The 10,975-nt window shown below is 69.3% G+C and carries 9 protein-coding genes; 5 read left to right on the top strand and 4 right to left on the bottom strand.

What is annotated here, in order from left to right; translation table 11 throughout:
* Together DD1DGNOD_RS07825 and DD1DGNOD_RS07820 are read right to left on the bottom strand one after the other, a co-directional pair.
* A partial coding sequence (locus DD1DGNOD_RS07825; RefSeq protein ID WP_131769781.1) for a hemolysin family protein occupies nucleotides 1-1,095 on the bottom strand: 1,095 nt, incomplete at its 3' end.
* 437 nt (nucleotides 1,096-1,532) lie between these two features.
* The gene (locus DD1DGNOD_RS07820) at nucleotides 1,533-2,243 is read right to left on the bottom strand and encodes a response regulator (RefSeq protein WP_131765920.1); all 711 of its coding nucleotides are present in this window, start codon (nucleotides 2,241-2,243) and stop codon (nucleotides 1,533-1,535) included.
* Between the two features lie 507 nt (nucleotides 2,244-2,750).
* On the opposite strand from DD1DGNOD_RS07820, the gene DD1DGNOD_RS07815 reads away from it, so the two are divergent.
* Nucleotides 2,751-4,319, top strand: coding sequence for an aldehyde dehydrogenase family protein (locus DD1DGNOD_RS07815; protein ID WP_131765936.1), 1,569 nt, complete (start codon nucleotides 2,751-2,753; stop codon nucleotides 4,317-4,319).
* Here the strand turns inward: DD1DGNOD_RS07815 and DD1DGNOD_RS07810 are convergent.
* Both DD1DGNOD_RS07810 and DD1DGNOD_RS07805 read right to left on the bottom strand, forming a co-directional pair.
* Entirely contained in the window at nucleotides 4,295-5,197 is a 903-nt protein-coding gene (locus DD1DGNOD_RS07810; protein WP_131765919.1) for a polysaccharide deacetylase family protein, read from the bottom strand. The genes DD1DGNOD_RS07815 and DD1DGNOD_RS07810 overlap by 25 nt on opposite strands.
* 87 nt (nucleotides 5,198-5,284) lie before the next feature.
* The gene (locus tag DD1DGNOD_RS07805; RefSeq protein ID WP_131765918.1) at nucleotides 5,285-7,213 is read right to left on the bottom strand and encodes a serine/threonine-protein kinase; all 1,929 of its coding nucleotides are present in this window, start codon (nucleotides 7,211-7,213) and stop codon (nucleotides 5,285-5,287) included.
* Between the two features lie 327 nt (nucleotides 7,214-7,540).
* Between DD1DGNOD_RS07805 and thiO the strand changes: the two genes are divergently transcribed.
* From thiO to DD1DGNOD_RS07785, 4 genes are all read left to right on the top strand, one after another.
* A complete protein-coding gene (thiO, locus tag DD1DGNOD_RS07800; protein ID WP_131769771.1) occupies nucleotides 7,541-8,824 on the top strand; it encodes a glycine oxidase ThiO in 1,284 nt (427 codons plus the stop codon).
* Nucleotides 8,821-9,021: a sulfur carrier protein ThiS gene (gene thiS / locus DD1DGNOD_RS07795; RefSeq protein WP_131765917.1), complete on the top strand. Its 201-nt coding sequence runs from the start codon at nucleotides 8,821-8,823 to the stop codon at nucleotides 9,019-9,021. The genes thiO and thiS overlap by 4 nt, the downstream gene beginning before the upstream one ends.
* Nucleotide 9,022: 1 nt before the next feature.
* Nucleotides 9,023-9,796 (top strand): thiazole synthase, encoded by a 774-nt coding sequence (locus tag DD1DGNOD_RS07790; RefSeq protein WP_131769770.1) that lies wholly within the window; start codon nucleotides 9,023-9,025, stop codon nucleotides 9,794-9,796.
* Between the two features lie 265 nt (nucleotides 9,797-10,061).
* A complete protein-coding gene (locus tag DD1DGNOD_RS07785) occupies nucleotides 10,062-10,607 on the top strand; it encodes an Hsp20/alpha crystallin family protein (protein WP_131765915.1) in 546 nt (181 codons plus the stop codon).
* The last annotated feature ends 368 nt before the right edge of the window (nucleotides 10,608-10,975 follow it).

The following is a 10,975-nucleotide window of genomic DNA, read 5'->3' as shown; positions in this document are numbered from 1 at the left end:
GAGCAGACCGGACAGCAGCCACGTCCCGTCCTGGCGCCGCGCCGCCCGCACACCGACCCGATCATGCTCGTCCACGACGTCGCCGACCAGCTCCTCGATCAGGTCCTCGATGGTGACAAGGCCGTCCGTGCCACCGAACTCGTCGATGACGACCGCCATCTGCAACCCGCCGCGGCGCAGCGTTTCCAGCAGTGGGTCGAGTTCGATCGTGGACGGTACGCTCAGATGAGCGACCATCACATCACCGGTGGTCACGGTATCCCGATCGTCCTCGGGAATGGCAACCGCATGCTTCACATGGACCAGACCGACCACGTCGTCGAGGTCCTGACCGACGACCGGGAAACGTGAGTGCCCGGTCCGGCGGGTAAGCGCGATCACCTCGCGGACCGGGTCACCGACCCCGACCGTCCACATGCGGACCCGAGGGGTCAGGACGTCCGCGGCCTGCTTGTGCCCGAACGCCAGTGAGCGTTGGAGCAATGTCGCGGTCTCCGGCGCGAGCGTGCCCTTTTCCGCGGACCGGCCAACCAGGGAGAACAGTTCCTGCGCGGAGCGGGCCGAGGCAAGCTCCTCCTGCGGTTCGATACCCAGGCGCCGTAGCAGGCTGTCGGCGGCACCGTTGAGCAGGCGGATCAGGAAGCCGGTCGCCCGGCTGAATCCCTGCTGGAATCCCTGCACCATCCGAGCGGTCGCCAGTGGCCGGGCCACGGCGAGATTCTTCGGGACCAGCTCACCATAGATCATCGTCGCACCCGTGGCGAGTACCAGAGCGACCGTCACGGCGGCACCGGTGGCCATGCCCGCTGGTACCCCGACAGACTTCAGCGGGCTGCGAAGCAGGCGCCCGATCGCCGGCTCGGCGAGGAATCCGATCGCCAGGTTGGTGATGGTGATGCCGAGCTGCGCACCGGAGAGCTGGGTCGAGAGGTTCGTGAGCGCTGTGAGGACACCCCTGGACCTGCGGTCACCCGCTGCCGCGGCACGTTCGACGGTCATGCGGTCGACCGTCACCAGGGCGAACTCCGCGGCGACGAAAACGCCACAGACCCCGACCAGCGCAACGCTGATCAGGACGAGGAGCCACTCGATCACTGTCGCCTGCCCGGGTCGGCTCGGTCCAGGGCAGGCGTCGGACTATGACTGGGTATATCGGGGCTAGGCATGACCCTCTCGGAGGTAGGCGTGACAGAACCCGACGCGAGCGGAAACGTACACCGCTGGCGATGCCCGGATACCCCCGCGGGGCGCCTTCAAGCACACACCACAAGGATGCCCGCGTCCGGCCGGGTTGGACAGCCATCCGAGCGGATCGGATCAGCACATGCTCCCTCATGACGGCCCTGGACCCGGCGAATTGCGCCGAACATCCACCCCAACAACCAACCCAAGACGCAAGGGTCCCCGGATTGCGCCGAAGGAGCACCACAAGTCCCATGGTGGATCATCGAAAAGATGATCTACCCTACCTCGACGGCCAACCCAAGAGGCAGGGGTCCTCGGATTGCGCCGAAGGCACAATCCGGGGGGAGTTAGTCGATCTCGAAAAGACCCTGGCGGACGGCGTACATGACCGCTTCCATCCGCGAGTGCAGCTGCAGTTTGTCCAGGATGTTGCGGACGTGGTTCTTGACCGTGTTCTCGCTGATGAACAGCTTCCGGGCGATCTCCCGGTTGGCCCGCCCCTCCGCGACCAGCTTGAGGACCTCCAGCTCGCGGGCGGTGAGATGGGGAGCGGGTACCCGGCTGGGCCGGTCGTCCGAACCGCGGGCGAGCGCGGCGAACTCGACCATGAGCTTGGACGCCATCGAGGGACTGATCAGGCTTAGTCCGTTATGTACTGCGCGGACCGCTCCAGCCACCTCGTGCGGGGGGATGGATTTCAGGAGATACCCGACCGCTCCCGCTTTGATCGCCTCAAAGAGATCGGACTCGTCGTCGCTGACCGTCAACATAACGATCTTTGCGGTCGGCACCTCCCGCTTGATCGCACCCGCCGCGTCGATGCCGTCACGGTAGGGCATCCGGACGTCCATCAGGACGATGTCCGGGGTGGTGCCGGTGGCTATCGTGACGGCCTGCCGGCCGTCCCCGGCGCGACCGACGACGGTGATGTCCTCTTCAAGGTCGAGGACGGTCTCCAGACCCTGCAGGAACAACTCATGATCGTCGACGACGAGCACCCGGATGGGCTCGGACTGAGGTGCCACAGGTGGCAGAGGTGGCAGAACACTAACCATCATCACAGATCGGAGCTATCTGGCACGAATAGTCCAACGACGGACTGCCGGACGGACGAGGTGCGATCGACGCATGTGCCCACTCTATGTGATGGGGGGCTTACGTAGAACCGTGTCTCCGTACCGGCACCGATCGAGTCATGCACCGATACCGCTTCCGACATATCGGAATGATACGCGCCACTGCCCCGCTACGACGCTGGCGACACACCGTCACCATACCCGCGAAGGTGGTGAATCATCAACCCCGAACTGGACATATGACGCATCCCCCGATGGACCCGCGAGAAGAGCCCGGTGGACCCACGAGTGGGATTCAACACCGAGACTCTCATGCTTGCGACTACTCTGTGTAACAGTTCGGACGTTCGGACGTTCGGGCGGCAATACTCGGCGTCGTCATCCGAACACCCGACGCTCCACCCGCTGTTCACGGTCCGAGTCCCGCCGTTCACGGTCCAAGGCGTGGTGCTGGTGGCGCTCGGGGCCGATCACAGGCAACCTGAGGTCATGGTCACACCCTCCCTAAGCACGCCCCACCTACACGTCAAGCCCGGCACCACATGGTCTGACGCGTACGCCCGGTGCCGCGAGGCCGCGCCCGAGGCCTTCGACCCGGACCAGCTTCGCAACCTGTGGGGCGGCCGGTGGCGCCGCACCGGGGACCCCCTGCGCAGCGTCACGCCGGTTGACGGGTCACCCATCGTCGGCCCACCGATGATCGAACCGGACGAGGCGCACGAAGCCATCCGCGCCACCCTCGACGACCACAAACAATGGCGTGACGTACCGATCTCCGACCGCAAGGCGCGGGTCACCGCCGCGGTGGACGCCATGGACGATCATCGTGACCTACTCGCGCTGCTACTGGTCTGGGAGATCGGCAAGCCGTGGCGGCTGGCGCGCACCGACGTCGACCGCGCGCTCGACGGCGTCCGCTGGTACGTCGAGGAGATCGACCGGATGATCGACGGCCGCGGCCCGCTGCCCGGCCCGGTCAGCAACATCGCGAGCTGGAACTACCCGATGAGCGTGCTCGTGCACGCCATGCTCGTCCAGGTTCTCGCCGGCAACGCCGCGATCGCCAAGGCCCCGACCGACGGCGGGGCCGCCTGCCTCACCCTCGCCTGTGCCCTGGCGCGCCGCGCCGGGCTCCCCGTGGCGCTGGTGTCCGGGTCCGGATCCCGGCTGTCGAGCGCACTGGTGCGGGCACCGGAGATCGGCTGCCTTGCGTTCGTCGGCGGACGCTCCGCCGGCGGGCAGGTCGCCGCGGCGCTCGTCGACACCGGCAAACGCCACTTCCTGGAGCAGGAGGGTCTCAACGCCTGGGGCATCTGGGAGTTCTCCCAGTGGGATCTGCTGGCCGCGCACCTGAAAAAGGGCTTCGAATACAGCAAGCAACGCTGCACCGCATACCCCCGCTACGTCGTCCAACGTCAGCTCTTCGACCAGTTCCTCGCGGCCTACCTGCCCGTGGTCGCATCGGTGCGCTTCGGTCATCCCCTGGCCGTCGCGCACGACGACGACCCCCTGCCCGACCTCGACTACGGACCCGTCATCACTGCGGCGAAGTCCGCCGAGCTCGCCGGAAAGATCAACGAGGCAGTCAGCAAGGGTGGCGTACCGCTGTACCGGGGAGCGATCGCCGACGGCGCTTTCGTGCCCGGCCAGGACACCTCGGCCTATGTGCCCCCGGTGGCGATCCTCGCTCCCCCACCGTCATGCGCGCTGCACCATGCCGAACCATTCGGTCCGGTGGACACGATCGTGGTGGTCGATTCCGAAGCCGAGCTCCTCGCCGCGATGAACGCCTCCAACGGCTCGCTGGTCGCCTCGCTCGCCTGCGACGACGAAACGCTCGCCCACCGGCTCAGCGGCGAGATCCAGGCATTCAAGGTCGGCATCAACAAGCCACGGTCACGAGGGGACCGGGACGAACCGTTCGGCGGCCGCGGCGCGTCCTGGAAAGGAGCCTTCGTCGGCGGCGACCACCTCGTCCACGCCGTCACCATCGGCAGCGACCCCGGGGAAAGGCTGTACGGCAACTTCCCCAGCTACTCCCTGTACCCGCCAACGTGACACTCCCGGGTCGCTGAAAAGCCAGGCGCAGCAACCGGCTGAAGGACCGAAGGTAGCGCGATCATGTTTTTCGCGCGTGGGGCGCGAAGACCGTGCTCGGCCAGCGGACCGACACGAACGCCCAGGTCATGGCAGCGTGCGGCGAGCTCGGGAAGGGCACCGAGAGCGCTGCGCCAGGCCTGTGGTGCGGACGTGCAGTCGCAGTCGTGCAGGAGGACGGTCCCACCACCACGCAGGTCCGGCATGAGGGTGTCGAGGACGGTGAGCGGCGTGGCCGTCGACGTCCAGTCCCTGCCCCAGGCCGTCCACAGCACCGGGGTCAGGTCCAAGCTGCGGGCGGCGAGGAGAAACCCCGCGGACAGGATGCCGTGCGGCGGCCGGACGAACCGCGGCTGCCGCCCGGTCACCGTTGTGATCAGTTCGCGGGTCCGGTGCAGCTGCCGGTAGGTGGAGCGTGGCCCGCGCAACAGCATCGAGCGGTGGTCCCAGGCGTGAACTGCCAGCTCATGACCTGCGTCCACCATCCGCTCGGCCAGGTGCGGCGCACGTTCCAGCATCGTCCCGAGGACGAAGAAGGTCGCCCGGAGGTCCAGCTCGGCCAGCACGTCGAGGAACAGCGGGGTGGACGCCGGATCCGGACCGTCATCAAAGGTGAGTGCCACGTGGTCCGGTGCGCCGACCCCGGCGAGAACCGGCATCACCCGGGTCCGCAGCCGGCGCAGTGTGGCCACCGAGGGGACCGCGTGGGTGAGGGCCGCGGTGACACCGGCGCCCGCGGCTGTCCAGGCAAGGCCTGCCACCCCGATCCGCCCGGCCGACCGGGTTGCCCGCCACGCCTGCCACGCCCGCGGCTCCTGGACGCCTGGCACGTACGTCATGCCGGACACCTTCCCACACCGTTCGTGGACCCGGCGAAACACTCGGGGCGGAAAGTGGGACGCCCCGATGGGACGAAACGCTCCGCTCTACAGATACGACGAGCATGCGGGCACTCCGGGAACCGGCTGATTCTGCCCTCCCTGAGTCACCACGGTCGCCGGCAGGTACCCCCAGGCAGCCGTGTACCCGTGGGTGTTGGACTGCGAACGATCACCCTGGGTATACAACCACCACGTATTTGTGTTGCCCTGTACCACGGGATTCGCCCGGCCCCGAAACTGGCAGATCGCCCAGACGGTCGCCGCGGCATCCATATAGCCGCTGTCGTCGAACTCCTCCGACCCCTGCTCGGCCCGGACGTTCGCGTACACCGGGAAGCCCACGTAGGTGGAACAGTCGTAGCGCTGGGTGAAGTGCCGTCCCGCGCCGTCTGTTGTCGCCACGTTGCGGGTCACGCAGGATCCCGCCCCGGGCTGCGGTGAGACGACTCCGGTCGGAGTCACCTGGCCGCCCGTGGGCGGTCCGGCGGCGGGTGCCCCCGTGCTCGACGCCCGCGCGCCCGGCTCCCCCGCGGCAGGCAGCCCTGCGCCGGGTACCGCCGCGGCCGGCGCTCCCGTGCTGGACACCGCCGCGGCAGGCGCTCCCGTGGTGGGCCTCCCCGGGAGGGACACCGACGTGGCCGAGGCGCCGGAACCGGACACAGTAGGGGCGAACCTGCCCGGGGCGGATGGCGGGCCCGCCGAGACGGTCACCTCCGGGATGGGGGAGCGCAGTCCGGCCCCCGGTAATAACAGCAGAAGTGCCGCAAGCGCAAAGCCGCACGCCACCGGTACGAGCAGGCCCAGCCCGCGGCGCTTCCCCGGCACGACAGGGGCCGGCACGTCAGGCTCCGGGGTGGCAGCGTCCGGGGTGACAGCTGCCGCGGAGGTGACAGCCGCCGGCACGTCAGGCTCCGGCACGACAGGCTCCGGAGTGGCAGGGCCCGCGGTGGCAGCGTCCGGGGTAGCGGCTACCGGCACGACAGGCTCCACGCCCCTGCCGGCGGCGCGACCCGCACCCGGGTGTGGCGGCGGGGTCGGCCCACCGCTCGTCCCGCCGGATGGCGAGGGGGGCGGGGGTGATGCGGAAACGGGATCGGCCAGGCGGCTGATCATCGTCGGCGCCGCATGCGGGTCGTCCTCGGACGCGGGAGCGCCGCCCTGGTCGCCGGAAACGTCACCGATCGCACGGAGCTCCTCCAGCGCAACCGCGGCGCTTGAGGGACGCTGCTGGGGTGCAACGGCGAGGGTCCGGTGCAACAGCGCGACCAGATCGTCCGGGATGGTGTTGGGGAGGTCGTCGGGCAGGGCTGGTGGAGATCCGTCCAGCATGTCCCGCAGCAGCTGCGTCGGAACCCGACCGGTGAACGGCGGCTGTCCGGCCAGCAGCGCGAAGAGGGTGGCACCGAACCCGAAGATGTCGGAGGCGACGGTGTGCTCCTCGCCCTGAAGCACCTCGGGCGACGCGTAGCGGGGTGTGAACGCCACCGATGCGGTCGTGCCCTCCGCCGCGTTCTCGACCACGGCGATGCCGAAGTCGCTGAGAACGGCGGTCCCGGACTCGCGGATCAGGATGTTCGCCGGTTTGAGATCACGGTGTAGGATGCCATGGCGGTGAGCTGTTACCAGGGCGTCGGCCACCTGCACGCCGATGCGCAGCACCTCTTCGACGGCCAACCGCCCCGTGTCGGCCATCCGATCGGCCAGCGACCCGCCCGCGATGTACTCCATCGCGATGTAGGGATGCCCGTCACGGGTCGTCCCGGCGTCGAACACAGAGATGATGTTCGGGTGGCCGGTCAGGCGCCCGGCCGCCCGGCATTCACGCAGAAACCGCCGCTTCGCGTCGGGGTCCCTGAGATCGGCGTTCATCACCTTGACCGCGACCTGACGGTCGAAAATCTCCTGTCGGGCCAGGTAGACCGTGCTGAACCCGCCGTGGCCGATCGGCTCCAGCGGACCGTAACCGTCGATCATGTCAGGGGACGGACGGATGCCACCGACATCCGTCCGGTCGGATGAGCCACGTCCACGGCTAAATGCCAAGCGCCGTCAGGCGGTACCACGATATGCGGTATCAGGATATTTGGTACCACGATATTTGGTACCTCCTTGTTCGGTACCGCCACAGCCGGTACCACCACCGTGGTGAATCCGATCACAACGATTCGACCCTGCGCCGGACGCCCTACCCGCCGACGAGGCATCTTTCCGCTGCCTACCGCTCCAGGACAGGCCAAACTGGCAATCGGGGCTGACAGTATCGGGTGAGGCCAACGACACCGGAAGTATATAAGGAGGCTCATGCCGGCAGCCATCATGCCGCCAGGCGCAACCGTCGTGCCGGCACGCGCAGCCGGTGTCCGCGGCTGGAGTTCCCCCGGGTCCCGGCCGGACGTCATCGTCGCCGGCGCCGGTGTGATCGGGCTCGGCGTGGCGTGGCGTGCCCGCCTGCGTGGGCTCACCGTCACCGTTGTCGATCCCGAACCGGGATCGGGCGCCAGCTGGACGGCCGCGGGCATGCTCGCTCCCCTCAGCGAGCTTCACTACGGCGAAAAGCCCCTGCTCGCGCTGAACATGGCATCGGCGCGGCGCTATCCCGCATTCGTCGAGGAGCTGGAGCGCAGCAGCGGTATCGAGGTCGGGTACCTGCGCTGCGGGACGCTGGTCGCGGCCTGGGACGGCGCGGACATGGCCGGGCTGCGCGACATCCACGGCTTCGCGCGTTCGCTGGGCCTGGAGACCGAGCTGCTGACCCGACGACAGCTGCGCGCCCGCGTCCCCGCGTCGGCAAGCGGCCTGGCCGGTGCGCTGTCAGCGCCCGACGATCACCAGGTCGACAACAGGCTCCTGCACAGTGCGCTGCTGCGGGCCTGCGTGGCCGAGGGCGTGACGCTGCTTCCCACCGCCGCGCGGCGGTGGCTGCTGCGCGGTGACCGGGTCGTCGGGCTGGCGCTGGCCGACGGCACCGACCTGACCGCACCGGTTGTCGTTCTCGCCTGCGGGGCGTGGTCGGGCCGGATCGACGGGCTGCCGCCCGGGGCGGTACCGGCGGTACGTCCGGTCAAGGGTCAGACCCTGCGGCTGCGCACCGTCGGGTCACCGCTGCTGACCTGCGTGCTGCGGGGCTCGGTGCGCGGCTGCCCGGTGTACCTGGTGCCCCGTGCCGACGGCCGGATCGTCGTGGGGGCCAGCAGCGAGGAGGTCGGGTTCGACGTGCGTCCGCGGGCGGGCGCCGTATACGAGCTCCTGCGGGATGCGCAGGCCCTCGTGCCGGGGTTGGGTGAAGCCGAGCTGGAGGAAGTCAGTACCAGCCTGCGGCCCGCCTCACCCGACAACGCACCGCTGATCGGCCCGTCGCGGATACCCGGGCTCCTGCTGGCCGTCGGTCACTATCGCAACGGCGTACTTCTCACCCCGGTGACAGCGGACGCCATCGCCGGCCTGCTGGCGGACGGCGCCCTGCCCGACGAGGTGGCTGCCTTCATCCCGGCCAGGTTCGACCGGACCGAGGACCAGGCCGCCGAGGACCGGACCGTCGAGGACCAGGCCGCTGCGGATCGGACGACCAGGGAGGACGTCGGATGACTCTCACCGTCAACGGCAAGGCCATGCAGGTGCCGCCCGGGACCACACTCCAGCAGCTCATGGTGAGTCTTTCCACCACCGGCCGCGGGAGTGCCGCCGCGGTCGACGGTGTCGTCGCCCCCCGCAGCCGCTGGGAGAGCCTGGAGCTGCGCGCCGGCCAGCAGGTGGAGATCCTGACCGCTACCCAGGGAGGCTGACATGGCCGACGACGCGTTCACAATCGCCGGTGAGGAACTCGGTTCCCGGCTGATCCTGGGAACCGGCGGCGCACCGAGCCTCGCCGTCATGGAAGCGGCGATCAACGCCTCCGGCACGGACATGTGCACGGTGTCCATGCGGCGGGTGGACACCGCGACTCCGGGGTCGGTGCTGGACATGCTCGCCCGCTGCGGCGTGCGGGTGCTGCCCAACACCGCCGGATGCCGCACGTCCCATGAGGCCGTCCTCACTGCCCAGCTCGCCCGGGAGGCGCTGGGGACGAACTGGGTGAAGCTCGAGGTGGTCGCGGACGAGCACACCCTGCTGCCGGACCCCTTTGAGCTCCTCGACGCGGCGGAACGCCTGGTCGCCGACGGGTTCACCGTCCTGCCCTACACCAATGACGATCCGGTGCTCGCCCGGCGCCTGCAGCAGACCGGCTGCGCGGCCGTGATGCCGCTGGGCGCGCCCATCGGGACCGGGCTCGGTATCCGCAACACCCACAACATCGAGCTGATCGTCGCCGAGGCCGAGGTCCCGGTCGTCCTGGACGCCGGGATCGGCACCGCCTCCGACGCGGCGCTGGCCATGGAACTCGGCTGCGACGCCGTTCTGCTGGCGTCGGCGGTGACAAGAGCGCAGGACCCCGCCCTCATGGCGGCGGCGATGGCGGCCGGCGTCACCGCGGGACGGTTCGCCGCGCGGGCCGGGCGCATCCCACGCCGTCACCATGCCCGGGCGTCGTCGCCCGTCCACGGCACGGCGGTGTTCTGACACGGCGGTGTTCTGACCAGCCCCCCGGTACGGCTGGCGCCCTGATCCCAGGTCCGCTGTCGTCGGGATCCCACGTCCGGGGTCGTTTGCCCGCCCGAGTAACGGAAAAGAGCCCGTATGGGTTGGCGCCCACCCCGATGAGCACACCGGCCGGCATGCCCGGCACCTCGTGCCGGTGTTCCCCGCCGCCTGCCACGGGTCGCAGCGGGGTCGTGACCATCAATAACGATCGTTGTCAGGAATGACCGCGAAGGAGTGATCGACCATGACCGTTCCGTCTGTTCTCAGCCGCCCGGGTCCCCTCACCCGACGCGCATGGGATCCGTTCGCCGAGTTCGGCGACCTCTACGAGAGGATGGGACGGCTGCTGGACGTCTCGTTGCCGGAGCTGGCGGCCCGGGAGCGGCGTTCCTGGACGCCGGCGGTCGACGTGGAGGAGACCGAGAACTCCTACCTCATCGACGCGGACCTGCCCGGCGTGCCCGCGCAAGCCGTCAGCATCGACGTCCGGGGGAACGAGGTCACCATCACCGCCGAGATCGCCGACAGGCAGCGCAGCGGTGTGATGCGCCAGCAGACACGTCGCGTCGGCCGTTACGAGTACAGCGTACGGCTGCCCGGGGACGTCGACGCCGAGAGCTCCGAGGCCCGTCTCTCCGACGGGGTGCTGCAGCTGCGCCTGCCGAAGGTGTCCGCGACGTCGAGCCGGCACGTCCCCGTGATCGAGGCCGGTGGGAGCGAGGCGGGCAAGCAGGCGCGCAGCGCCACGACGTCCGGGGACGGATCCGGCTCCCGCTCCGCAACGTCCTGACTCTCCCGACCGGGGAGCTCTCCTCCTCCCGTCCGTGCCTGCCTGTCCGCCGGCAGCCGGATGGGAGGAGGAACCGATGATCCGTCGACGCCCGCTGCCGGGCCAGCCTGTTCCGGCAGCGGGCGTCACGTCGTTCGCGTCAGGCGTGTCCCGACCGTGTCAGGCCTATCCCGGCCACGTCATGCCTATCCCGGCCACGTCAGGCGTGTCCCGACCGCGGGAGACAAAGTCGCCGTCCCGCACTCCGCATCCTGCGCTCCCGCACTCCTACGCCTTGTGATCTTTGTTGTTGCACCGTGGCGGACACCGGATCACCGGAGGGAAGCTGCGAGCATCGGGGCGGGCACACGCCCACGTTGTTGCTCGAA

The sequence above is a fragment of the Candidatus Protofrankia californiensis genome (assembly GCF_900634765.1).
In the GTDB taxonomy this organism is placed as follows: Bacteria; Actinomycetota; Actinomycetes; order Frankiales; family Frankiaceae; genus Protofrankia; species Protofrankia californiensis.
Note: the sequence above shows the minus strand (reverse complement) of the source record. Positions and strands in the feature narration are given on the sequence as shown.